The following is a 23,951-nucleotide window of genomic DNA, read 5'->3' on the forward strand; positions in this document are numbered from 1 at the left end:
TCTATGGGAAGGACTCCCATAATGAATGTTGGAAACACAACAATAAATTCATCCTCTTTTCGACCTAATATCTAATAATGGAGTGCCGCAGGTGGATGCGCCTGCTAATCTTGCTCTTAGCAGTGAGCAATTGGGTTTAACCGGACCACTGAATTTAGGTGTGAACTATAGTGATCTCACCGACACTTATGTAACAGCACAATATGTTAAAAGGCTATCGGATATTTGGGCCTTTGGTTTACTGGGGGAGTATGGTAATGATCAGTACCGTTATAATGGAACAGTAGGTTTATAAGTAAGTCTTGGTAATTCCTTACTTCCAGGGTTGTATTCTGGTTATTCTGTTGAGCTGTGTAATAACAGTACTTGTAAGGGTTTAAATTCAAATATTGTAGCATTTAGTTAAATTTGTCGTTTGAATTGGAAATTTTTTAAACCTTCATTAATAATTGATATTAATGAAGGTTTTTCAGTTAAGGTGATTATTGTGAATGAACTGAATATTTTAAAGTTATTTTATGATGAGATGAAGCTTTTAGGAGTTACTCGTGATCAAGTGTTTTTAACAATTGAAGATGAAGCAGCAGCAGTTTTATCACAAAAACTTAATATGCCTGTTTCTGTAGAGGAGGCACAAAAATTAACGGATATTTGTATTGCCAATGAATGGCTAGAGCGTACTACTGCAGACCCGCATTATAAGTATTTATCTCTAACAGAGGCGGGCTTGCAAATTGTCCTGGCGAATGAGTACAGTTAATTTATTAAAGAATCGCAATCAAAGGTATAAACTTTAAGCAAAAATCGGTAAAATACATCACTTTATTTTTTTAGTTGTTGCCATGCCAAAACGAACTGATATTAAATCCATATTGATACTTGGTGCAGGGCCTATAGTTATTGGGCAAGCCTGTGAATTTGACTATTCTGGCACCCAAGCAGTCAGGGCGCTAAGAGAAGAGGGGTATCGAGTTATTCTGGTTAATTCTAACCCAGCAACGATTATGACGGATCCGGAGTTAGCCGATGCAACTTATATTGAGCCTGTCTCTTGGAAAGAAGTATCACGGATTATTGAAATTGAACGTCCTGATGCCTTATTGCCTACGATGGGAGGGCAAACGGCGCTAAACTGTGCTCTTGATCTGGTTCGTGAAGGTGTTTTGGCAAAATACTCCGTAGAAATGATAGGGGCTACTCGAGAGGCGATTGATAAAGCGGAGGATCGCGAAAAGTTCCGGCAATTAATGATTAAAATTGGTTTGGAAATGCCGCGATCAGCTATTGCGCACTCCATGGAAGAGGCCTTTCAGGTTCAAGCACAATTAGGTTATCCCGCGATTATTCGTCCTTCATTTACCATGGGCGGAAGCGGTGGTGGTATTGCCTACAATCGTGAAGAATTCGAAGAGATTTGTACGCGTGGTTTGGAACTGTCACCCACCCATGAATTGCTCATTGATGAGTCTGTATTGGGGTGGAAAGAATATGAAATGGAAGTGGTGCGTGACAAAAATGATAATTGCATTATTGTCTGTACCATTGAAAATCTTGATCCTATGGGGGTGCATACCGGGGACTCCATTACGGTGGCGCCAGCCCAAACCTTAACGGATAAAGAATATCAACGCATGCGTGATGCCGCAATTAAAGTTTTGCGAGCAGTTGGTGTTGATACTGGTGGTTCAAACGTTCAGTTTGCGGTTAATCCTGAAGATGGGCGTATACTCGTAGTTGAAATGAACCCTCGGGTTTCACGAAGTTCAGCCCTGGCTTCTAAAGCGACTGGTTTCCCGATTGCGAAGATTGCTGCAAAATTGGCGGTTGGTTACACGCTTGATGAATTGAAGAATGAAATTACTGGCGGTAAGACTCCAGCTTCATTTGAGCCGAGCATTGATTATGTGGTTACTAAAGTGCCACGGTTTAACTTTGATAAATTCCCCCAAACTTCCGATACTTTAACCACGCAAATGAAGTCGGTTGGTGAGGTAATGGCAATCGGGGCTAATTTTCAGGAATCTTTACAAAAAGCGATTCGTGGTTTGGAAACCGGACGTTGTGGTTTACACTCGTTATTTAAGAATGACGATTTAGCGGAATTAAGAGGCCATTTACGCGAACCGACACCCGATCGCTTATGGTATATAGCTGATGCATTTCGTCACAATTTGTCGCTTGAAGAAATTCATATGGAGAGTCGGGTGGATCCATGGTTCTTGGCACAAATTGAGGAATTGGTACAGCTTGAACGTTCTATCCTAGATAAGAAGGTTAATGAACTTGATAAAACGACGTTGAGACTATTAAAACGCCGAGGTTTTGCTGATGCCTATTTGGCACAATTACTAAGCTGTACTGAAGACGAAGTACGCGCTTGGCGTAAAGAACTTGGCGTGTTACCCGTTTATAAGCGCATCGACTCTTGTGCTGGTGAATTCCCTAGCGATACCGCATACATGTATTCTTGCTATGAGAATAGTTGCGAAGCCCGTCCTGAGAATGATAAGAAAAAGATTATGATTCTTGGCGGTGGCCCTAACCGCATTGGTCAGGGAATTGAATTTGACTACTGCTGTGTGCATGCGGCAATGGCATTAAGAGACGCTGGATGCCAAACCATTATGGTAAATTGTAATCCAGAAACTGTTTCTACAGATTTCGATACGTCCGATCGCTTGTATTTCGAACCGGTAACGCTTGAAGATGTGCTTGCCATCGTGGATGTAGAAAAGCCAGATGGGGTAATAGTTCATTACGGTGGGCAAACTCCATTAAAATTGGCGCGTGCTTTAGAGGCAAATGGCGTGATCATTATTGGTACCTCACCCGATGCCATTGATCGGGCGGAAGACCGGGATCGCTTCCAAAAATTAGTTACTGAATTACGTCTACATCAACCAGAAAATGGCACTGTACGTAGCGAGACGGAAGCCATCGCCTTAGCCAATAAAATTGGTTATCCCTTGGTTGTCAGACCTTCTTACGTTTTAGGTGGAAGGGCTATGGAAGTAGTATACCAAGAAGAAGATTTACGGCATTATTTATCCCATGCAGTGGCGGTGTCTAATGATTCACCAGTATTGCTGGATAGATTCTTAAATGATGCCATTGAAGTAGATATTGACGCAGTCTGTGATGGCAAGGATGTATTGATTGGTGCGGTCATGGAGCATATTGAACAAGCAGGAATTCATTCCGGTGATTCTGCCTGTACATTACCTCCTTTTAGTCTGAGTGTGGTGGTGCAACAAGATCTGATGGAACAAATGCGTCAAATGGCGTTGAAATTAGGTGTGGTTGGTTTAATTAATGCACAATTTGCAATTCAAGCTGATGATATTTACGTCTTGGAAGTGAATCCCCGTGCATCACGAACCGTTCCTTTTGTCTCCAAAGCGACGGGTTTACCTTTAGCGAAGATCGCCGCACGTTGTAAGTTAGGTATGAGTTTAAAAGAGCAGGGATTAAGCCAAAATCATCATATGCCGGCATTTTACTCTATTAAGCTGCCGGTTTTCCCCTTTATTAAGTTTGCCGGAGTCGATTCGATTCTTGGTCCTGAGATGAAGTCGACGGGAGAGGTAATGGGGATCGCGAGACGTTTTGGACAAGCCTTTGCCAAAGCACAATTAGGTGCTGGGTGTAATATCCTCAAACGGCGACGTGCTTTTGTTTCAGTGCGTGACGCAGATAAGACTAGGGTGGGAGAGATTGCAAAACGCCTAATAGAATTAGGTTTTGAAATCATTGCCACCCGGGGTACGGCTTTAGCATTACAAGCGGCAGGAGTTGATTGTCGCAGGGTATTTAAAGTTGCTGAAGGACGTCCCCATGTATTGGATTTCATTAAAAATCATGAGATCGATTTCATTGTAAATACTACTGAGGGTAAGCGAGCTATTGCAGATTCCTTTGCAATCAGACGCAATGCCTTGCAGCACAAGGTGAGTTATACGACAACTCTTTCTGGTGCTGAAGCAGCATGTCTTGCGATGAAATATGAAGACCGAGAGACTGTAACTCGTTTACAGGATTTACATTAACTATTGATATCATTTGTTGGGGGACTATGGCTTCATTGTCCCTAAAAAATTTCTATTCTGGTCTAGGGGAGACAACCAGGATAGGGAGGCAAAGAGGTATCTTTACCAGGGAATTACATTTAGAGGTTGATATGAATAAACATCCCATGACAATACAAGGTGCAGAAGCACTTAAAGAAGAACTACAACGTTTAAAATTTGTCGATAGGCCACGTATTGTAGAGTCAATTGCTACGGCGCGTGCGCATGGCGATTTAAAGGAAAATGCGGAGTATCATGCTGCACGCGAACAGCAAAGCTTTAATGAGGGCCGTATTCAAGAATTGGAAGCGAAATTATCTAATGCACAAATTATTGATATTAGTAAATTAACGAATAACGGTAAGGTGGTATTTGGTTCAACAGTGACGGTTTGTCATGTAGCAACAGACGCGCATATCACATATCAGATCGTTGGTGAAGATGAGGCAGATATTAAACTGCATAAAATTTCATACAGTTCTCCAATTGGTCGAGCACTGATTGGGAAAGAGTTGGACGATGTCGTAACCGTCAATACACCAGGTGGCATGGTTGATTACGAAATCATTGAAGTACAGTATGTTTAAACCATCCTACCTAGTTTTTTGTAGTTTACAAACATTTATATCCCCATGTAATTAAAACATCCCTGAGGTTGGGTTTTACAACCCAACCTATTATTGCACGTGCTACTTATCCTATTGAAAAGCTCAAGTAGTAGGAGTATTTGCTGCATATTCTTACTTAGTTGATCTTATTAAAAAAGGGAAATTAAAGAAATAAAGATAAGGGTGAAGACGTTTCTGGTATTATTTTTTGTTTTTGATTAAAATGGTTGTTTTTTGAACTCTTGGGAATCAGATAATGGCTCAACAATGCTATGTGGTTTTAACGGGGGGGCTTGCTTTTCATTTTAGGAGCATTGAACTCCAGACAATTAGTGTAAAAGACCTAACAAACTTAATATTTTCGCAGACAACTGAGCCTACGTTTGTATACGAGTCACACGATGAGAATAAAGCAAATGAAGAGCTTATACGTGAGGATGCCTACTTGCCAGTTAAAAGCGCGAACCTTAATGTCAAATTTACACTCCATTGTAGTAAAGAAGCATTTATAGAAAAGCAAAAAAAATATCAGCAACAAAAAAATCTCTCCGCAGAGCATCAAGAATTATTACCTATAGATAGCAAAATAAGTGTACTGAGGCAGGAAACTCACAATGGACGATTAGTTATAGGAGTTGTTGAAATTATCAATACTGAGTTAAATATCTTAGTTCAAAAAGCCAATGGTACTCTCATAAATAAGCACTTTTCTGTTCATAAAGCATATAGTCCCCGCATGTTTTCTGAAAATTTGGCTGATATTTCAATCGTTTTTGGAGGGAGCTCTCAATATGGGTTTACTGACGACGAACAACATGAACTTCAAGGTAGTTGCAAAGTGTGCGTAATAGCCTAATGAATAAACATACAGTATGTATCCCGTATTAGCTAATACGGGATACAATAGCTTTAAGCTTGAAAATCGTTTTGCTGAATACCACCAACAACCCAGGCGCCATTGCCATCAAATTGGCGGAAATGCCAGATTTCATCCAATTGCGTAATGGGTTCATCATTTTCTTTAATTGAACCAGTAAAGTGTACGCTAGCCATATAGGAATTAGTTTGTCTGGAGATATCTAATAATTCTGCCTCTAAAGCAATTACTTCTGTTTTGTTGGGCTCGTTGCCACGCTCGTCCAATTGCATTTTAATTTCAGCAAATACTTCGGGAGCGGTAAATTCTCTTAAATCTTGAGTATTCTTTTCATCATAAGCCGCTTGTAGGCGATTAAAGGTTACTTTAGCTTCGCGCAAAAAGCTTGCTGGTGAAAAGCCGACTGGAACGTCTGCCGCACAGCTACTACTGCTGGGAGTAGAATTGTTAAAGGCTTGAGTAAAATTGTTAAACGGACTTTGTTGCTGGTTAAATGCGCGGTTTTGCTGCCCAGTTTGCATTCCCGGCTGCATGCGTCTGCGGAAAAAGTTAACCGCAAAAAAGATGACTGCACCAACGATTAACCAAGTTAGGATGCCGGTGCCGAATCCATGCCCCATAAACAGACTTGTTAACAAACCGCCAATTAATAAACCACCTAAGAGCCCACCCCATTTGCTGGTGTTGTTCGTACGTTGTCCCAATGGTGTTGCCTTTTGTGCTTTATTAGGGGAGTACATACTGCTTTGTGAGCGTTGTACGCCAAAACTTCTGCCACCTCCAAAACGCTTGGCTGCTGCTTCATTAACTAACAGACCAAAGCTTAGGATGGTGATAAGTAAACATGAAATGAGAGTACGCATAGTATCTGACCTTTCTTTAAATAGGGAGTATAAGTATATATGAACCAAGGCTATTTTTCCCCTTTGTGGTCAAAAAACAAACTATAATTAATCAAGTAATTATTGAACTTTATCTTTTAAGGTCAATATTGAGACAAATTTCTTGAACATGCATTATTTATAGCCTTTATCTTCGATTGCTAAAGTAAAATTAATTACAACCTGGAGAGGCTTTATAGGATCTAATGAGTCGTATTGAACTGGAAATCGAACATTGCCAAAAAGAAAAGATAGGATATTCCAAGATGACATCGCTCTAAGTATAAAATTAGGTGTTAAATGCTACTAAGAAATATCTGTGAATAAAATATAGATATTGATATTTTAAATGCTTATAAACTTCAATATCCTAAGTGGAAATCAAATACAGAGGCTCTAGGTGAGAAGGCTTTCACGTTGAAGGAAAAGGAGTTCATTTGGAGTCACTTATAGTAGGTAGTAAATATTAAATAACCTTATAGAGTACACTGTGTTCCGGCAAGGTAACGTCTCTCGCAAATAATTTACATCATATCAACATAATGTGGTCATCATTGTTCCATTAAGGCTTTATTTGGTACAGTTCGAGGTTTAGTGAAGATTCCTAATGTTCTCTTAATGTTTCATTGTTATAATCTCTGAAAATTTAGTCCAATATCATTCGTGTTGTGGAGAGTAATTATGCCTGGTTTTTTTAAACGTCCTGATCCTGATAAGAATTTTTTCTATAATTATTTCGATCATCTAAATGCTTTAAGCAAGCAGTCTGCTGACCTTTATGTAGAATTTAAGGAGTTGAAAACAGCAGATGCACAGATTGATTTTTTTGAGAAAGAGTTAAGTAAGCGTAACCTTATTTTGAATCCTCTACGTGATGCTCATGATTATATGGATGAAATTATGGGAGCTACCATTTTACCTGCATCCGGAATGCTTACCGCAGTTGGTGCCCTCATTGCTGCTGCATGGGAAGGGGTTCAAGCTTTAGCTATTCATTGGGGACTTGCTAATAACGATAGAGAGAAGCATGCAGATACGGCTCTTGAGTATTTTGTAACCGCAGCAGCAGTATTCACCCTTTCGGCTATGTCTTTTGTTAAGTCATGGATTAGCTTGGTAAGCCGTCCTATTGCTACGGTAGAACAAGGTTTCGCCAAACAAGATACACCTCGTTTCTATAATGAAGATAAAGAGCCTGTGGTTGAGGCTGGTCGACAAGTTATGAATAATGTTATTGATGGTGCTGCAAGCGTTTTAAATAGGTTTTCTTCTCAGTTTTAGCTAAAATAATGTAACATGTAGGCTGGGCTGTTAAGCCCAGCACTCTTACTATTCAAACATCCCTAATTGTTTACGCTGTGGTAAATTTTTAAAATTAAATAAAAATTACCTTCAAACAATAGCCTCATTTAACACAAAGCCATTTAAAATTCCCGGAGTAAACGGGTTTACCTGATTATTTGTTTTTAATAAATACCGCCCTGAATTACTATTCACTTCAAAAAGAATTTGCAAACTGGAGCTGTCTTGCTCATCAATTAACACATTTACTTTTTCCAGAAGCTTAAATAAGGCCCAATTACCTTGTTCAGCCAACTCATAGTGATTGCCATCAATAGAATCTAATGCGAGTTTGACATTCGGTTGAGGCCAGATAAAACGAATATGCGATTCGCTGCTTTGATTGTCTGAGATTTGGGTATTCCCAATTTCAAGAACTAGGCTTGCTATGACCGGATCCAGATTTATTTTTTGCAGGCTGAAGTCGATGCGACTCTCATTACCGCCATTTGGGAAAAACATATTCGTAATTATATTAGCCCGCATAAGCGCATCTAGTGTCTCCGTAGCGATCGGTAGGACCGAGTCATTAACTGCCTTAGGTTTCCACTCTGCGGTAGCGGTGTCTAGGAACGGTTTAACAAATTGTTCCGTAAAGGAGTTTAATGAACCATTAGTTGCGAAAAAGTGGTTAAAATCAGCAATCGCAATTTCTTCGGATTGATTCGCATCCAAAGGATAGCGTCTGGCAATTCGATTTTGGAATTCCTGATAAATCGTTTGTTGCCATTGTTGATTAATGTATTGACGGCTGTCTTTGAGCAAGAGCCCCCAGGTTTCACCGGCTAATTGCTTCGCCCAATTACTTAAGGGTTCCGGCAATTGCCGTCCCTGATTAAAGAGTAAGCTGACTGGATCCGAAGCGGTATCACTCATAAAACGGGATTTAGTAATATTAAATGCCGTTTTTCCACCGTCATTAATCATCGACAGAGTTGAAATGAAACGATCCAACTCTTCTATTTTTATGCTTAATTCTTTAGTACCTGAGAGGCTCATTAAATTTAAATCAGTAAACTGGCTAGCAATGGCCTGGTTAAACAAGGATGATTCGTTACTTAAATCTGCCTTGGTTTCTTGTTGTAATAAGCCAACTAACGTCGTGATGGCATGAGATTGTTCTAAACGTTTAGCCACCTGACGACCTTCTTGATAATTCTGATAATGTGCTGGTTGTGAGCGGCGCATAAAAGTTTGCCACCAGGTTACATAATCATAGCAATAAGCTTGAGTGAGCATATTAGGCAGATCGGCAATGTCCTGACGAGCAAGTACCCAGTTTTCTTTTTGCAGGTTTTGGTTAATTTCGGGGATTTTCTTTATTATCTCGTTAAAACCAGCCCGGGTGTAATACACCGGTAACTCATCGGTAGCTAGAATAAATCCATCTGTGATAATTTTTTGTCGGGTGCTAGGAAACGATTCTTTGGCAATGGAGTAATAAAGGTAGCTGCTTGGCAATGCATTTAAATAGTTTCGTGCATCGCTGATTACTTGCGATTTAATTAACATTCCTTTGGGTGGTTTACTTAAAGATTGTTTGAGCAATGCCAGTTGTTTTTGCAATTCCGCTGCGGGCAAATTACGCCATTGGGCACTAAACCAATCGTGAATCTGTGGTGCAGAAAAATGTTCGGGCTGTCCTAACATCAGATACACTTTAAGGGCATTATAACGCGCAATAGGAGTATTGCCTGGGCTATTAATTACGGTTTCCAATTCTGCTGTGATTGCGGGTAAAAACTCACCTTGTAAGCGATGCTGAGTATTAGTGTGCAAATTCGATTTTAATTGGTGTACCGTGGGCAAAGATAAAGAGTTACTGGAAACATGAGCTAGTTTTTTAGCTGCATTTGACAGGTGATATAGTGCTTGTTTGCTCTTATCTTTTTGGCTAATTAAGGCGTCATAAGCAAGCAACTCTTTACTTGCTGCATCGAGTAAGTGCACTGCCTTATAATGATGGTAACTTAAAATACATAAGGCAATTCCGGCAATGCCGGCAGTAAGTGCAACCAAAGGTTTTTGTGAAAATTTTCGTGTTTGTGGAACTTGACTGCATTGTTCCTGTATAGATTTTAAAGCCCCTTCAACAAAATAGGCTCTAAAATTAGTCGCTTGCGGGAAAGTATCTTGCACCACCAATGCATATTCATGTTGGATTTTCTTATTTAAGCGGTCAATACTGACCCCACTTTGTTCCGCACTGGTAAAATAGATCGAGTGCAGTTGAAATAATTTTGGCGAAATTCCTTGAAGCAGGGAATGGATAGGGGGGCGTAAGCCTGCCATTTGAATAGGGAATTCACGAATTAAGCTTCGTCTCATTGTTGAGCGAGCAGGATGCATTTTGGGGATTACTTGTTGCCCTAAAGTTTCGAGTAGCTGATTAAATTGTGAGGTAAAGGTTTCTATTTTTTTGTGTAGCTCGTTCACGCAATCTAATGAAAAGCCGAGTGGCTTTAGTAACTCAGAAGCATGATTCGATTGATAAAACTCAGTAAAACCAGCCAAGGTATCCATTTTAGTGAAAATCAATGCTAATTCCACGGGATAACCTAGGTTAACGCCCCAGCGCTCCAGTAATTGTAAATGAGCTTTTCTTTTCTCGCCAAATTGATTACGGTCACTAATAAGTAAATCTTCAACATCAATACACAGCACTACCCCGGTGATTTTAAGATAACTACTGCAACGATTGAGTTGTTTTAATGTATTTTGCAATAAGGTTTTACTATTGGTAAACCAGCCTTCACCAAGTTCGACAATAATGCCGTGTGGATTAAAATAAACTTTGGCATGTTCTTCACTGAAGACAGGCATTTCTTCCATATTGCTTTGCTTTAATAAAGAAGATTTACCTTGAGCATGTTTTCCTGTGATTACGATAAACGACAATTGGTTGATTTGTGGTTTTAATCGCGCGAGAGTTTTTTTTATTGCATCACATAATGCATGTAAAGAGTTGTCCATTATTTATCCAGCAATGCAAGTTGGGTATGTCCAAATAAAACGGCTTTTGCTTTATTCTCTAATAAAATGTGGCTGGTAAAAAAAGCAAGTGAAACTATAGCTGCAGCAATGGCTATAGTTAATATGGCGGTTTTATAATTCTTTTTCACGATTTTAGGCATAGGGTTTTCATTAAATAAACGCTGTGGTTTGTGAAAACGATGCTGTTGCGTGATTTGATAGAGATCTTCAACGTAATTATCTAAAACTTGCCGTCCGTCTGCTTTAAGATGATAACGTCCCTCAAAACCAAGAATGAGCAAGTAATATACCAGTTCAATAAGATCTAGATATTGATTAGGTCGCTCTTTAACGTAGTCAACGATTTCAAAGAAACGGTCTTGAGGCTGGGCATTATCGTTTGTTAGCGGGGTAAATGCTTTGAATTCAGCGGTAATATTATAAACGCGCATGTAACTTTTACCAAGCATTTCATCGATTGTTGCTGACACCAGATAATAAGCTATACCAGTTAATGCCTCTGGGTATTTCGACGCATGAAGCTTACTGTGAAAAGCCAGTAGTTCATGCTCAATATTATCCCTGATATGGTCAACCGGAGGCAAGGCAGCACTGAGGCAAAGGCGCTCCAACAGTGATAATAAAGGACCGGTTGCGGCAACTAAAGTATTGGTGGAAAAAGGGGCAATGAATAATTTAGAGCGATAATATCCTTGCGGGACAGGTAAAGGACCCGAATTCGTGATGGGATTACTGACAAGTGAGGTGGAATAAAGCTCAGCTGCCATCGTGTAGCTCCTAAACGGTTTTTTGCTCTGTCATCCATTCTGATGTGCAAAAACTCTAAATTCAAAAGAAGATGATAATACGTTATGTAATGCTCTGAGTTCAAGTACAGTTGGTGGGGAATTTAATTGCTGCTGGTTTTTTGTAACCGGAGGAGAAGCAATTACCCCCCCCGTTTCGCAGCCACTTTAAAATAATAGGTTGGGCCCATGGCCCACCAAGGTATTGAGCCATACTAGAACTCTATGTTGGGCCATGGGCTCAACCCCATGTTACTAGAAAATATTTTTTAATATGTACCCATAGTAAGCTGCACTAATACGGGCTACGATGAGGAATTTCCAAACATTCCTAACTTGCATCAACCCACTATAATAAGGTACCATTCGCGTTTGCCGTATATAGAACTATTTTAGTACTATATTTAAAGTAAGAAGAATAATAATTATGTGTCGGCTTTGTCTTTAATTAAGACTTATTTAGTACTAGATTATTTGGCTTTGGAGTGTTATGCTGCGCATCAGCAAATTGGCCGATTATGGAACAGTTGTGATGGTGTACCTTGCCAGGCACCCACAGGATTTATGTAATGCCCGTGATATCGCTTTACATACCCATTTGACTGTCCCGACGGTAAGTAAAATTTTAAAACGTTTAACCAGTGCAGGCTTGCTCACCTCGGTACGAGGAGTAACCGGAGGATATCGGTTACGTAGGCCTGCTACTGAAATTTCCGTATCGCAAATTATTTTTGCGCTGGAAGATCATCGTGGTTTCACCGAATGCAGTTTGCAACCTAATGACTGCTCGTTACAAGGAGTTTGTACTATTCAGGGCAATTGGCGACTTATTAGCCAAGCGATAGAGACCGCGTTGGATAGTGTGAGTTTGGATACCTTGGCAAAACCAACTCTACAGGTACGTGATATAGAGCGTATCCGACAATTAGCAAGTGGAGTCAATCGTGGCTAAAAGCAGTGAGCAACTTAATTCTCTGCTCGATAGAGAATATCAACATGGTTTTATAACCGACATTGAAGTAGAAACTTTTGAACCTGGACTGAATGAAGACGTGATTCGTCGTTTGTCAGCTATTAAAGGGGAGCCTGAGTTTTTACTGGAATGGCGTTTGCAAGCATTCAGGCACTGGCTAACTATGCCGCATCCTGAATGGTCTAGTGTGCATTATCCTCCAATAGATTATCAGACAATTTCTTATTATTCTGCGCCTAAAAGCAAAAAAGATGCGCCTAAGAGCTTGGATGAAGTTGATCCTGAATTATTAAGAACCTATGAAAAATTAGGGATCCCTTTAAAAGAACAAGAGCTATTGGCCGGTGTTGCGGTTGATGCTGTATTTGATAGTGTTTCTGTAGCCACGACCTTTAAAGCCAAACTGGCTGAGAAAGGAGTAATTTTTTGCCCATTCTCCGAGGCAGTACACACGTACCCTGACTTACTTATGAAGTATTTAGGTTCTGTGGTGTCTTATCGCGATAACTTCTATGCTGCATTGAATTCAGCCGTATTTAGTGATGGCTCATTTGTATACATTCCTAAAGGGGTGCGTTGTCCTATGGAGTTATCGACGTATTTCCGTATCAATGCTGCATCTACAGGTCAGTTTGAGCGTACGTTGATTATTGCTGATGACGACAGCTATGTCTCCTACCTTGAGGGGTGTACCGCGCCTATGCGGGATGAAAATCAACTGCATGCGGCCGTAGTTGAGTTAGTGGCCTTAGATGGCGCACAAATTAAATATTCAACCGTACAAAATTGGTATCCAGGCGATAAAGAAGGCAAGGGTGGTATTTATAATTTTGTAACCAAACGCGGTGCTTGCCGTGGTAAGCGTTCCAAGATTTCCTGGACCCAGATTGAAACCGGTTCCGCTATTACTTGGAAATACCCTAGCGTCATCCTTCAAGGTGATGACTCTGTAGGTGAGTTTTATTCGGTTGCTTTAACCAATAATTACCAACAGGCCGATACGGGTACGAAAATGATCCATATTGGTAAAAACACCCGTTCCACTATTATTTCTAAAGGCATCAGTGCTGGCCGTGCTCATAATGCTTATCGTGGCTTAGTACGCATTGCACCAACGGCAACGAATGCACGTAATTACACTCAATGTGACTCTATGCTGATGGGCTCGGAGTGCTCGGCACATACGTTCCCATACATTGAAGTAAAAAATCCTACCGCACAAGTAGAACATGAAGCAACGACATCCAAAATCAGTGAAGAACAATTGTTTTATTGCCAACAACGTGGCATCGACACTGAAGATGCAGTTTCTATGATTGTGAACGGTTTTTGTAAGCAAGTATTGAAAGAATTACCCATGGAATTTGCTGTAGAAGCCACTAAATTGCTGGGTTTAAGTTTAGAAGGGGCAGTAGGCTAATATGTTAAAAATTAATGAATTAAATGTTGAAGTGAACGAGCAATCGATTTTAAAAGGCATTAACCTTAATGTTAATCCAGGCGAAGTTCACGCCATCATGGGCCCTAACGGTTCAGGAAAAAGCACTTTATCTAAAGTCTTAGCGGGCCATCCCTCGTATCAGGTAACCAGTGGTGACATGATTTATTTGGGTGAGGATTTAGCTCCTTTATCTCCTGAGGAGCGTGCACGTGCTGGAATTTTCCTCTCATTTCAATATCCGGTAGAAATTCCTGGGGTAACCAACATTAATTTTCTTAAGGCCTCTGTCAATGCCGTGCGTAAAGGTCAAGGCAAAAATCCCTTAGATGCTATTGAGTTTTTAAGTTTCATTCGTGAAAAGTGTGAGTTATTGGATATGGATGAAAGCTTTTTGTATCGCAGCATCAACGAAGGATTTTCAGGTGGTGAGAAAAAGCGTAATGAAATCCTACAAATGGCAGCATTAGAACCTAAATTAGCCATCCTCGATGAAACTGATTCAGGCTTGGATATTGATGCCTTACGTATTATTTCTCATGGCGTAAATGCCATGCGTTCACCAGAGCGTTCAATTGTTTTAGTAACGCACTATCAACGCCTATTAGATTATATTGAACCTGATTTTATTCATGTGTTGGTGAATGGACGAATTATTATGTCAGGTGATAAAACCCTAGCACTCGAATTAGAGAAAAAAGGGTACAGTTGGCTAGAGGAAACGGTGTAGTGATGAACGAGATTCTGGATTTTTATCAGCAACAGGCCGCAGCCAGTTTATCAACGGCTCCCTGGCTTGCACAGTTGCAAACAAAAGCATTAACGAATCTAAACCGCCAAGGTTTTCCTACTCGTCATGATGAAGAGTGGAAGTACACTAATGTTGATGCTTTATTAAAACAGTCATTTACGCAGTATAACCGCGATGCGGTTGTTGCTAGTCCACCAGTTTCCGATTTGCCTATAACCCAGCAAGTACTTATTCACAATGGTTTAATTTCTGGGATAGAGCAACTCGCTAAATTAATGCCTGCAGGTGTTTTAGTATTGCCTTTGGCAAGTGCATTAACGAGCCATGCGGAATTAGTACAAGCACATTTGGGGCGCAGTTTAAACGAAGAACATGGTTTCCATTTCTTAAATACGGCCATGATTCACTGTGGGGTATTTATTTATATTCCCAAAGGCGTCTGCGTGGATGAGCCGATTGCATTAACCCATGTCCAAGACCAGGCTAATCAGGCAGTGTACTTGCGACATTTGATTATTGCTGAAGCGGGCAGTCAAGCATCGATTATTGAAGATTATCAAGGCGTGGATGGCACTTGTTATTTAACCAATGTGATTACTGAAGTTTTTCTAGGTGCCAATGCTAAAGTTACTCATTGTAAACTTCAGCGTGAAAGTAAAATGGCTTATCATTTAGGGCATGTTTCGGTGAAGCAAGGAGCGGGCAGTGACTTTGCGAACCATTCATTAAGTTTAGGCGGTAAGTGTGTACGCTCCGATTTAAGCCTGTATTTGCAAGAAGAAAAAGCGCATTGTTTAATGAATGGAATTTATGCTCCTGCAGAAGGGCAGCATGTCGATCATCATACAACAGTACACCATTTGGTACCGAACTGTACCAGTGATCAAGATTACAAAGGTATTTTAACTGGCCGCTCACGTGCTGTATTTAATGGCAAGGTGATTGTGGCGAAAGATGCACAACATACTAATGCCAAACAGCAAAATAAAAACTTATTACTTACTGCTAATGCGGAAGTGGATACCAAGCCGCAATTAGAGATTTTTGCCGATGATGTACAGTGTTCACATGGTGCAACAGTTGGGCAATTGGATGAAGAAGCGCTGTTCTATTTAGCAACGCGTGGAATAGGCCGTGTGGAAGCATCCCATTATTTAATACATGCTTTTGCTCAGGATAATTTGCGGCTTATTCCGCAAGCTAAGTTGGCGGAAGTTATGGGTCATTTATTAATACAACAACTGGGGTAAGCACATGGACACGATTGACTCAATAGTTGACACTTTAAATATCAATGCGATCCGCAATGACTTTCCGATTTTGCATCAGAAGGTCAATGATTATGATTTAGTCTATTTTGACAATGCCGCGACTACGCAAAAACCAAAAGCTGTTATTGAGGCAATTAAACGTTATTATGAGTTAGATAACTCCAACGTGCATCGCGGCGTGCATACCTTAAGTGTGCGGGCAACCGATCTTTATGAAGTCGCGCGTTCCCGAGTAAAGCATTTTATTAATGCTCGTTCTGCACGTGAATGTATTTTTGTCCGTGGCACTACGGAGGCGATTAATTTGGTGGCTCAAAGCTATGTTGCCCCACGTTTGCACCCAGGAGATGAAGTATTAATTACTCATATGGAACATCATTCGAATATTGTTCCTTGGCAAATGATTTGTAAAAAGACAGGCGCCAAATTGGAAGTAGCACCAATTAATCAAGAGGGAGAAGTTATCCTCGAAGAGTTTGCCAAAAAATTGAGTGAGAAAACGCGCTTTGTTTCACTGAGTTATGTTTCCAATGCCTTGGGTACTATTAATCCAGTTAAAAAAATGATTGATATGGCCCATGAATATGGCGTGCCTGTGTTATTGGATGGTGCTCAAGCTACAGCCCATTTACCCGTAGATGTACAAGCATTAGGCTGTGATTTCTACGCCTTTTCCGGGCATAAAATGTATGGCCCAACGGGAATCGGAGTATTGTGGGGTAAAGAGTCACTTTTAGAAGAAATGCCTCCTTACCAAGGTGGCGGCGAAATGATTAATTACGTGACTTTTGATTCTACTGAATACGCTCCTTTACCACAAAAATTTGAAGCAGGCACTCCAAATATTGCTGGAGCAATTGGTTTGGGAGCTGCTATAGACTATTTATGGTCTTTAGATTTAGATGCCATTGCCGCCTATGAAAAAGACTTGCTTGATTACGCAACGGCAGGCGTTTTATCTCTAGGTGGCTTTAGAATTATTGGTACAGCAAAGCAGAAAGTGCCGGTGGTTTCATTTGTACATGAAAGCATTCATGCGCATGATATCGGTACCATCATGGACAGCAGAGGCGTTGCTATACGTAGCGGCCATCATTGTGCCATGCCCTTGATGGACTTCTACGGAGTTGCTGCAACATCACGTATTTCGCTGTCGTTTTATAATACCAAAGAAGAAATTGACCGCTGTATTGACGCATTAAATCAAGTTAAAGAGGTATTTGCATGAGTGCTGATTTGCGTGAGTTGTATCAGGAAATCATTATTGATCATAATCGTAACCCACGACACCATTATGCGATGGATGATGCAACCACTCAAGCCAATGGGTTTAATCCCTTATGTGGCGACAAATTAACCGTCTATGTCAAATTAGATAAGGATAGGATTTCTGAGTTGAGCTTTTTAGGATGCGGTTGTGCGATTTCACAAGCTTCTGCTTCGTTGATGACGGATACCATCAATGGGAAGACGGTGGATGAGGCTCATGAGCTCTTTCATCGCTTTCACCATATGTTGACGCAGAATGAGGACGGACAATTACGGTTAATGGATAAACTCACGGTATTAGCTGGAGTTAAAGCGTACCCAGCGCGCGTAAAATGCGCTACTTTAGCTTGGCATACCTTGGAAGCGGCATTGAATAAAGATAGCGCTGTCGTGAAAACTGAATAAGAGCAGGTACCTGTATGTTTGGCTTAAAGAAAAAACAAGATCCTGAAGTGATGAAAGAGGCGGTAATTACTGCCCTCAAAGGCGTCTTTGATCCAGAAATTCCAGTCAATATTTATGACTTAGGACTTATCTATGACGTATCTATTGATGAAGAAGCACATGTTGCTGTGCAAATGACGCTAACTACGCCGGGCTGTCCAGTTGCTCAAACCTTCCCTGGAACGGTGGAACAAGCGGTAAATCAAGTTGATGGAGTGCGTGATTGTACCGTTGAGCTGGTATGGGAGCCACCCTGGACACAAGAGAGAATGACGGAAGCGGCACGACTTGAGTTAGGGATTTTTTATTAAGATGTGGCAACCTTCAGCTTCCATAGAATCATTGCGACAACGTGCGCAATTTTTATCCAGTATTCGTGATTTTTTTAATGGCCGTGGCTATTTGGAAGTAGAAACACCCGTAATGGCACGCCATGGTACTACTGATGTTTATTTAAGCAATATCAAGGCCTTATTTCGTGGGGAAACCTATAATCTACAAACTTCCCCTGAATACCACATGAAACGTTTGCTTGCTGCAGGGAGTGGTCCCATTTTTCAACTGGCTCGAGTTTTTCGGGATGATGAATTAGGGCGTTGGCATAATCCAGAGTTTACCCTGTTGGAATGGTATCAGTTGGGCATAGATCATCATGTTTTGATGCAAGAAATGGATTTATTTTTGCAAACAGTAATGCAGGCACCACCGATGCTTAAAAAGACGTACCAACAAGCTTTTGATGAGGCTTGTGAGATCAATCCATTAACTGCATCGATAGAACAATTGCGCCAGGTTTTAGCACGTTATGATTTGGATAATGTACTTCCCCCTGATGAGCAGGATCGCGACCAGTATTTATTTTTACTCATGAGTCATGTGGTCGAGCCATTTTTAGGCAAAGAAAATTCCCCTGTTGCAGTGTACAATTTCCCAGCATCCCAAGCGGCTTTAGCAAAAATTAATGAGGGAGTAGCTGAACGCTTTGAAGTATATTATCAGGGCGTTGAATTAGCGAATGGTTTTCATGAGTTGACCGATGCTACCGCGCAGGCAAAACGTTTTGCTGTGGACCAACAGATGCGTCAAGAGAAGGGATTGCCGGATGCCCAGGCAGATCAGTACCTTATACAGGCTTTGGAGCATGGGTTACCTGCGTGTAGTGGGGTGGCTTTAGGAATAGATCGATTATTGGCTTTAGCGTTAAACAAACCGAAGTTGGCACAGATTATTTCTTTTGATTTCAGTCGGGCTTAAGGATTGGACTTGTAGTTGTACCCATGGCCCAACCTACATTTTAAGTCATTCAGTTAAAACGCCCCATCGTGTTTGCCCATCATAATCTACATGCATATCCATATTGATCTCAAAATGAGACAGTGTTTCCTCATCACCGTCATTATATCGCAGCCAGTTATTTTCTGGTTCAGAGCCATCTTCGGCGAGATCAAACTCAAACTCCTTATCATAATAGGGGGCATCAGATGACACTTTTGGCCCAAGTAGCTGCAAGCCTGGATGCACCATACTTTTTTTAGCAGCTAAATTTTGCATATAATTGTCTTTCTGAACAGCATCAAGAGATGCAAATTCACTAATTTTGGCTTTAATACGCTGAACAATGATTTGTTTATATTCTGCATAATTCTCAGGTAATGCTACATAATCCTCCGGGGAATCCAGATAATATTTAACCATAGAGACTCGCTCCTCTATATACTTTGGAAGCGGTGTAGGTGCTGGGGTCGGAAATAGGAAGTTACCCAACTTACGCAATAAAAAGTTCCAAATGCCGGACTCAGCAGGAAGGAGCCTCTGTAGAGCGGAGCTTATTAAGCCATATTCTTCAATCGTATTAATAGCAATATTATCGAGCTCATCGTTAATCAATTCCGTGTAGTCTGCTATTAATTTATTATCAAATGGCATGATTTATGTCCTTGCAAGTAATATTTTGTCCTCAGTGTATTAGATAAAAACAAGAAATGCCAGCATAGCATATAGCTTATATTTCGAAATTAACTTATTGATTATGTTTATAGAACGTATGTTGGGCCTATGGCCCAACATAGAGCCACACCAGAACTTAATGTTGAGCCATTGCAAAATTTCCTCTACGAAGGAGAGTGGGGAAATTATTCATAGTGTTAATTACAAATCCACTTACTCTCTGCCATAATCGAATACACCTCGTTATCACCAATAACAATATGGTCCAATAAACGTGCATCCACTAATTCAAGCGCGTCTCGAATACGTTCCGTTGCCGCAATATCCTGCTGGCTTGCATCCGAAACCCCTGATGGATGATTATGCGCCAAAATAAGTGCCGCAGCATTAAGCTGTAACACACGCTCTACGATAGGGCGGGGGTGAATGGTCGCTGTATTAATAGTTCCTGAAAAAAGTTCCTCATAAGCAATAATCCGATGTTGATTATCGAGAAAAATGGCTGCAAAGGTTTCATTTTTATAGTCACGTAACCTTTTCTTTAAATAGGCATAGGTTTGTTTGCTGTTGGTAATTTGGCTTTCCTTTTGCAGCTGAATAAAATCACTACGGCGGCAAATTTCTTTAACCGCTTGTAATTGAGTATAGCGAACCGCTCCAAGCCCAGGGACTTGTTGAAAATGTTGTTGATTAGAATTGAGCACCCCACGTAAATCCCCTAAATGCATGAGTAGATCTGCGGCTAATTGCATGCAAGAACGTTTCCCGCTGCCGGAACTAATGAATATGGCTAATAATTCGGTGTCGGAAAGGCCTTGCACACCATTGGTAAGTAATCGTTCACGCAGATTTAACTGCCGTGTTGTTTGGACAAACATCATTCTTTATTCCTTTATTGCGAAGTTTAGCGAGAGTATTTTTATCAAAAATAGAAGGAGTTGCAACATTTTTCTATGGTTAATGCGTATCTAGCAATCATTTGATGCTGTGCCAAAAACAAAGAGTTTTTTACCTCAAGATAACACCGGCTTTTAATAATTTTGTATTTCTTTATTGCATGGTTTATGTTTTGATCAGCATTATTTTTTTCGAAATGGTAAGCCATGCACGATTTTACAGGTAAAAAAATTCTTTTAGGCATTTGTGGCGGGGTAGCGGCTTACAAGTCTGCTTATTTAGTCCGTGACCTGACACGTCTAGGGGCTGAGGTTAAGGTGGTTATGACCGCCGCTGCTCAACAATTCGTAACCCCTTTACTTATGCAAGCACTATCGGGTAATGAGGCGCGTACTGATTTGTTTGATGCGCAGGCCGAACGGGCGATGGGGCATATTGAATTGGCACGCTGGGCTGATTATTTGATAATTGCTCCTGCCTCTGCTAATTTTATGGCAAAAATGGCCCATGGTATTGCTGATGATTTATTATCCACTTTATACCTGGTTGCCGAAGTACCGGTTTTTGTTTGTCCGGCAATGAATCACAGCATGTGGTCACATCCTGCAACTCAAAGCAATTGTAAATTATTACAGACACGGGGAGCTATTTTGGTAGGGCCTGAAGAGGGTTCACAAGCCTGTGGTGAATTTGGCTTGGGACGGGTCAGTGAATCAGACCAAATTATCAGTGCTTTGCGTTTGTATAAAGTGAATCAATTATTATCCGGAAAAAGAGTGCTTATTACGGCAGGCCCTACACGTGAGCCAATTGATCCGGTGCGTTATATTAGTAACCATAGTTCCGGAAAAATGGGGTACGCGATGGCTGAAGCTGCAGCAATGGCGGGTGCCCAAGTTACTTTAGTTAGTGGGCCTTGCGAGTTATCCGTATCTGCTGGGATTAAACGAGTAAAAGTGGAATCAGCCCAAGAAATGTTGGATGTGGTCATGCACGAATTGCAGGTTGGGAGCATTTTTATCGGTACTGCCGCGGTGGCTGATTATCATATTCACTCGCCGGCAACTGAAAAAGTAAAGAAAACTGAGCATGCTGAACTCAGCTTAACTTTAACGAAAAATCCCGATATTTTAAGCTCAGTAGTTGAAACGGGAAAAGCCTCTTTTGTTATGGGCTTTGCGGCGGAAACCACGGATGTGATCCACTATGCTCAAGATAAATTAAAACGTAAAAAATTGGATATGATCGTGGCTAACGCGGTAGGAAGAGGGTTGGGCTTTGAAAGCGAGTTAAATCAGGTGACGGTAATCACGCCAAGCAAACAAATTGATTTGCCTTTAACCCATAAAACACGATTGGCAGGACAAATTATTGCAATTCTGGCCGCATCTCTGCACAATGGCGCCGAAGATAACGCGACATTACGATTTAGGAACAATGATAATGCAAGCAATTCAACTAAAAATTCTTGATTCACGTATTGGGGAAAGTATCCCTTTACCTACTTATGCAACCGATGGCTCTGCGGGTCTGGATTTGCGCGTTTGTATTAATGAACCCATACAATTAGCTCCTCAAGAAACGGTCTTACTTCCTACTGGGATTTCTATTTATATTGATGATCCAAAACTGGCCGCGGTGATTTTACCTCGCTCTGGTTTAGGCCATAAAAATGGTATTGTTTTAGGTAATCTCGTGGGTTTAATTGATTCAGATTATCAAGGGGAATTAAAGATTTCCTGTTGGAATCGCAGTGATGAGCATTTCACCATTAATCCAGGGGAGCGCATTGCGCAATTAGTGTTTATTCCGGTAGTGCAAGCTGCATTTGAGCTCGTTAATGAGTTTACCGAAAGTTCTCGTGGGGAAGGTGGCTTTGGTAGCTCTGGGAGACATTAATGAGCTATCAGCAACGGCCAATTTCTCGTTCTGTTTTTCGAGCTTATGATATAAGAGGTATCATTGGCCAAGAATTGGATGAGAATGCTTTTTACAGCATCGGTTTGGCCATCGCCTGTCGTTTGCATGCGTTGCAGCGCCAACAAATTTTTTTAGCGCGTGATGGGCGATTAACGAGTGCTGCTTTAACTTTAGCGCTCAAACAGGGCTTGCTTGAAAGTGGCATTGATGTGGTTGATCTTGGTATGGTTGCCACTCCTGTCATGTATTACGCAACCCATACCCAAGGAATTGATTGTGGTTTGATGGTTACTGCAAGCCATAATCCCGCAGATTATAATGGTCTCAAAATGGTCTTGGCTGGCAAAACGCTGGTGCAAGAAGATATTGATCTTTTGTACCATTTGATTGCTGAGCAAAAACGAGTGCATGGAGCGGGTAAAGAATCCGTGGTCGATATGTTACCCAAGTACATGGAGCGGGTTAAAAGCGACATCCAGATTAGACGCCCATTAAAGGTTGTTGTTGATTGTGGAAATGGTGTTTCTGGTCCAGTAGTTCCTCAAGTACTGAGTGACTTAGGCTGCGAAGTAATCCCCCTGCATTGTGAGATTGATGGAAATTTTCCTAATCATCATCCCGACCCTAGTATTGCAGAGAATCTGAATGACTTGAAAACATCAATTGCGCAGCACCAAGCTGATTTAGGCCTAGCCTTTGACGGTGATGCGGATCGCTTAGGTTTGGTTACCAATACGGGTGAAATAATTTGGTCCGATCGTTTAATGATATTTTATGCGCGTGCGTTGCTTGCCAGTCATGCTGGTGCCACCATTGTATTTGATGTTAAATGTTCTGGGCATTTAGAAGCTGAAATTAAGGCTGCTGGTGGTGTGGCTAAAATGTGTCCCACAGGTCATTCTATTGTGAAACAAGTAATGCGTGAAGAGCAGGCAATTTTGGCTGGTGAAATGAGCGGTCATTTGTTTTTTAAAGATCGTTGGTATGGATTTGATGATGCCTTATACAGTGCTTGTCGGTTATTAGAAATCATTAGTGCTTCAGAGCTAACGGTAAGTGAACAATTTGCTTTAATTCCTCACAGTGTAAACACTCCTGAACTTAAAATTCCTCTTGCTGAAGAAGAAAAGTTTTTATTCATGCAGCGTTTTGCGGAACAGGCAGAGTTTTCGGGGGCAAAAATTATTGCGATTGATGGATTACGCGTTGAGTTTTCCATGGGCTGGGGCTTATTACGTGCATCAAATACTTCTCCCTGTTTGAGTGCTCGTTTTGAAGCAGTTGATTTGGCTTCTTTGGAGCAGATAAAGCAATTGTTTAAGAAAGAAATACAGCGAGTAAGTCCGGATTTAAAATTACCATTTTAAATAGTCATGCTTGATGCAGGGCAGCATTAAGCTACGCCATTCGAGGAGCTTACCATGAAGGACACCCCGAATGGGCTTTGGTAGTTATTTCTAACACCTATTCTTTATTTGGAAGATCTCT

Annotated in this window: 22 protein-coding genes; 17 read left to right on the forward strand and 5 right to left on the reverse strand. The window is 40.9% G+C overall.

All coding sequences use genetic code 11. The features are described 5' to 3' along the window. The first annotated feature begins 91 nt into the window (after positions 1-91). The 5 genes from E1P08_RS08815 (at position 92) to E1P08_RS08835 (ending at position 5,531) form a co-directional block, all read left to right on the forward strand. On the forward strand, positions 92-295 hold the full coding sequence (locus E1P08_RS08815) for a hypothetical protein (protein WP_133136662.1): 204 nt from the start codon (positions 92-94) through the stop codon (positions 293-295). A 192-nt stretch (positions 296-487) separates the two neighbouring features. Further along, positions 488-760 (forward strand): hypothetical protein, encoded by a 273-nt coding sequence (locus E1P08_RS08820; RefSeq protein WP_133136663.1) that lies wholly within the window; start codon positions 488-490, stop codon positions 758-760. Between the two features lie 82 nt (positions 761-842). After that, on the forward strand, positions 843-4,046 hold the full coding sequence (carB, locus tag E1P08_RS08825) for a carbamoyl-phosphate synthase large subunit (RefSeq protein ID WP_133136664.1): 3,204 nt from the start codon (positions 843-845) through the stop codon (positions 4,044-4,046). A 131-nt stretch (positions 4,047-4,177) separates the two neighbouring features. After that, positions 4,178-4,654 carry a transcription elongation factor GreA gene (gene greA, locus E1P08_RS08830; protein ID WP_133136665.1) on the forward strand — a complete coding sequence of 159 codons (477 nt, stop codon included), beginning with the start codon at positions 4,178-4,180 and terminating at the stop codon, positions 4,652-4,654. Positions 4,655-4,931: 277 nt separating this feature from the next. Continuing rightward, a complete protein-coding gene (locus E1P08_RS08835; protein WP_133136666.1) occupies positions 4,932-5,531 on the forward strand; it encodes a hypothetical protein in 600 nt (199 codons plus the stop codon). A 53-nt stretch (positions 5,532-5,584) separates the two neighbouring features. Here the strand turns inward: E1P08_RS08835 and E1P08_RS08840 are convergent, their stop codons facing one another. Beyond that, complete coding sequence (locus tag E1P08_RS08840) at positions 5,585-6,415, reverse strand: Tim44 domain-containing protein (protein ID WP_133136667.1); 831 nt, start codon at positions 6,413-6,415, stop codon at positions 5,585-5,587. Positions 6,416-7,114: 699 nt separating this feature from the next. Here E1P08_RS08840 and E1P08_RS08845 point away from each other — a divergent pair. Next, on the forward strand, positions 7,115-7,714 hold the full coding sequence (locus E1P08_RS08845; RefSeq protein ID WP_133136668.1) for a hypothetical protein: 600 nt from the start codon (positions 7,115-7,117) through the stop codon (positions 7,712-7,714). Positions 7,715-7,825: 111 nt separating this feature from the next. On the opposite strand, the gene icmF is transcribed toward E1P08_RS08845, so the two are convergent. Both icmF and icmH read right to left on the reverse strand, forming a co-directional pair. Further along, positions 7,826-10,747, reverse strand: a complete 2,922-nt coding sequence (gene icmF / locus E1P08_RS08850) for a type IVB secretion system protein IcmF (protein ID WP_133136669.1) — start codon at positions 10,745-10,747, stop codon at positions 7,826-7,828. Continuing rightward, positions 10,747-11,535, reverse strand: coding sequence for a type IVB secretion system protein IcmH/DotU (gene icmH, locus E1P08_RS08855; RefSeq protein WP_133136670.1), 789 nt, complete (start codon positions 11,533-11,535; stop codon positions 10,747-10,749). The genes icmF and icmH overlap by 1 nt, the downstream gene beginning before the upstream one ends. 508 nt (positions 11,536-12,043) lie before the next feature. Here icmH and E1P08_RS08860 point away from each other — a divergent pair. The 8 genes from E1P08_RS08860 to epmA are packed head-to-tail and all read left to right on the forward strand — an operon-like array spanning position 12,044 to position 18,953. Next, positions 12,044-12,505: an SUF system Fe-S cluster assembly regulator gene (locus tag E1P08_RS08860; protein ID WP_058533415.1), complete on the forward strand. Its 462-nt coding sequence runs from the start codon at positions 12,044-12,046 to the stop codon at positions 12,503-12,505. Beyond that, the gene (gene sufB, locus E1P08_RS08865) at positions 12,498-13,946 is read left to right on the forward strand and encodes a Fe-S cluster assembly protein SufB (RefSeq protein ID WP_133136671.1); all 1,449 of its coding nucleotides are present in this window, start codon (positions 12,498-12,500) and stop codon (positions 13,944-13,946) included. Before E1P08_RS08860 ends, sufB begins: the two co-directional genes overlap by 8 nt. A gap of 1 nt (position 13,947) precedes the next feature. Beyond that, complete coding sequence (sufC, locus tag E1P08_RS08870; protein ID WP_133136672.1) at positions 13,948-14,694, forward strand: Fe-S cluster assembly ATPase SufC; 747 nt, start codon at positions 13,948-13,950, stop codon at positions 14,692-14,694. A gap of 2 nt (positions 14,695-14,696) precedes the next feature. Beyond that, a complete protein-coding gene (gene sufD, locus E1P08_RS08875; protein WP_133136673.1) occupies positions 14,697-15,965 on the forward strand; it encodes a Fe-S cluster assembly protein SufD in 1,269 nt (422 codons plus the stop codon). Between the two features lie 4 nt (positions 15,966-15,969). After that, positions 15,970-17,214, forward strand: a complete 1,245-nt coding sequence (locus E1P08_RS08880; RefSeq protein WP_133136674.1) for a cysteine desulfurase — start codon at positions 15,970-15,972, stop codon at positions 17,212-17,214. Further along, complete coding sequence (gene sufU, locus E1P08_RS08885; RefSeq protein WP_133136675.1) at positions 17,211-17,660, forward strand: Fe-S cluster assembly sulfur transfer protein SufU; 450 nt, start codon at positions 17,211-17,213, stop codon at positions 17,658-17,660. Before E1P08_RS08880 ends, sufU begins: the two co-directional genes overlap by 4 nt. Positions 17,661-17,674: 14 nt before the next feature. Continuing rightward, positions 17,675-18,010 carry an SUF system Fe-S cluster assembly protein gene (locus E1P08_RS08890; protein WP_133136676.1) on the forward strand — a complete coding sequence of 112 codons (336 nt, stop codon included), beginning with the start codon at positions 17,675-17,677 and terminating at the stop codon, positions 18,008-18,010. A 1-nt stretch (position 18,011) separates the two neighbouring features. Beyond that, positions 18,012-18,953 (forward strand): elongation factor P--(R)-beta-lysine ligase, encoded by a 942-nt coding sequence (epmA, locus tag E1P08_RS08895; protein WP_133136677.1) that lies wholly within the window; start codon positions 18,012-18,014, stop codon positions 18,951-18,953. Between the two features lie 45 nt (positions 18,954-18,998). Here epmA and E1P08_RS08900 read toward each other — a convergent pair whose 3' ends face one another. Both E1P08_RS08900 and radC read right to left on the reverse strand, forming a co-directional pair. Then, complete coding sequence (locus E1P08_RS08900; RefSeq protein ID WP_133136678.1) at positions 18,999-19,625, reverse strand: hypothetical protein; 627 nt, start codon at positions 19,623-19,625, stop codon at positions 18,999-19,001. Positions 19,626-19,843: 218 nt separating this feature from the next. Next, entirely contained in the window at positions 19,844-20,527 is a 684-nt protein-coding gene (gene radC / locus E1P08_RS08905; RefSeq protein ID WP_133136679.1) for a RadC family protein, read from the reverse strand. Positions 20,528-20,749: 222 nt separating this feature from the next. Between radC and coaBC the strand changes: the two genes are divergently transcribed. The 3 genes from coaBC to E1P08_RS08920 are packed head-to-tail and all read left to right on the forward strand — an operon-like array spanning position 20,750 to position 23,830. After that, positions 20,750-22,015, forward strand: a complete 1,266-nt coding sequence (coaBC, locus tag E1P08_RS08910; protein ID WP_133136680.1) for a bifunctional phosphopantothenoylcysteine decarboxylase/phosphopantothenate--cysteine ligase CoaBC — start codon at positions 20,750-20,752, stop codon at positions 22,013-22,015. After that, positions 21,984-22,442, forward strand: coding sequence for a dUTP diphosphatase (dut, locus tag E1P08_RS08915; RefSeq protein WP_165485142.1), 459 nt, complete (start codon positions 21,984-21,986; stop codon positions 22,440-22,442). The genes coaBC and dut overlap by 32 nt, the downstream gene beginning before the upstream one ends. Next, positions 22,442-23,830, forward strand: a complete 1,389-nt coding sequence (locus E1P08_RS08920; RefSeq protein WP_133136682.1) for a phosphomannomutase/phosphoglucomutase — start codon at positions 22,442-22,444, stop codon at positions 23,828-23,830. The genes dut and E1P08_RS08920 overlap by 1 nt, the downstream gene beginning before the upstream one ends. The last annotated feature ends 121 nt before the right edge of the window (positions 23,831-23,951 follow it).

The organism is Legionella rowbothamii (assembly GCF_900639985.1).
Classification (GTDB): Bacteria; Pseudomonadota; Gammaproteobacteria; order Legionellales; family Legionellaceae; genus Legionella; species Legionella rowbothamii.

Excerpts from the sequence above, each read along its gene's own strand:
- carB (WP_133136664.1), top strand. The coding sequence starts at position 843 with ATGCCAAAACGAACTGATATTAAATCCATATTGATACTTGGTGCAGGG.
- greA (WP_133136665.1), top strand. The coding sequence starts at position 4,178 with ATGAATAAACATCCCATGACAATACAAGGTGCAGAAGCACTTAAAGAA.
- E1P08_RS08835 (WP_133136666.1), top strand. The coding sequence starts at position 4,932 with ATGGCTCAACAATGCTATGTGGTTTTAACGGGGGGGCTTGCTTTTCAT.
- E1P08_RS08840 (WP_133136667.1), bottom strand. The coding sequence starts at position 6,415 with ATGCGTACTCTCATTTCATGTTTACTTATCACCATCCTAAGCTTTGGT.
- E1P08_RS08845 (WP_133136668.1), top strand. The coding sequence starts at position 7,115 with ATGCCTGGTTTTTTTAAACGTCCTGATCCTGATAAGAATTTTTTCTAT.
- icmF (WP_133136669.1), bottom strand. The coding sequence starts at position 10,747 with ATGGACAACTCTTTACATGCATTATGTGATGCAATAAAAAAAACTCTC.
- icmH (WP_133136670.1), bottom strand. The coding sequence starts at position 11,535 with ATGGCAGCTGAGCTTTATTCCACCTCACTTGTCAGTAATCCCATCACG.
- E1P08_RS08860 (WP_058533415.1), top strand. The coding sequence starts at position 12,044 with ATGCTGCGCATCAGCAAATTGGCCGATTATGGAACAGTTGTGATGGTG.
- sufC (WP_133136672.1), top strand. The coding sequence starts at position 13,948 with ATGTTAAAAATTAATGAATTAAATGTTGAAGTGAACGAGCAATCGATT.
- sufD (WP_133136673.1), top strand. The coding sequence starts at position 14,697 with ATGAACGAGATTCTGGATTTTTATCAGCAACAGGCCGCAGCCAGTTTA.
- E1P08_RS08880 (WP_133136674.1), top strand. The coding sequence starts at position 15,970 with ATGGACACGATTGACTCAATAGTTGACACTTTAAATATCAATGCGATC.
- sufU (WP_133136675.1), top strand. The coding sequence starts at position 17,211 with ATGAGTGCTGATTTGCGTGAGTTGTATCAGGAAATCATTATTGATCAT.
- E1P08_RS08890 (WP_133136676.1), top strand. The coding sequence starts at position 17,675 with ATGTTTGGCTTAAAGAAAAAACAAGATCCTGAAGTGATGAAAGAGGCG.
- epmA (WP_133136677.1), top strand. The coding sequence starts at position 18,012 with ATGTGGCAACCTTCAGCTTCCATAGAATCATTGCGACAACGTGCGCAA.
- E1P08_RS08900 (WP_133136678.1), bottom strand. The coding sequence starts at position 19,625 with ATGCCATTTGATAATAAATTAATAGCAGACTACACGGAATTGATTAAC.
- radC (WP_133136679.1), bottom strand. The coding sequence starts at position 20,527 with ATGATGTTTGTCCAAACAACACGGCAGTTAAATCTGCGTGAACGATTA.
- coaBC (WP_133136680.1), top strand. The coding sequence starts at position 20,750 with ATGCACGATTTTACAGGTAAAAAAATTCTTTTAGGCATTTGTGGCGGG.
- E1P08_RS08920 (WP_133136682.1), top strand. The coding sequence starts at position 22,442 with ATGAGCTATCAGCAACGGCCAATTTCTCGTTCTGTTTTTCGAGCTTAT.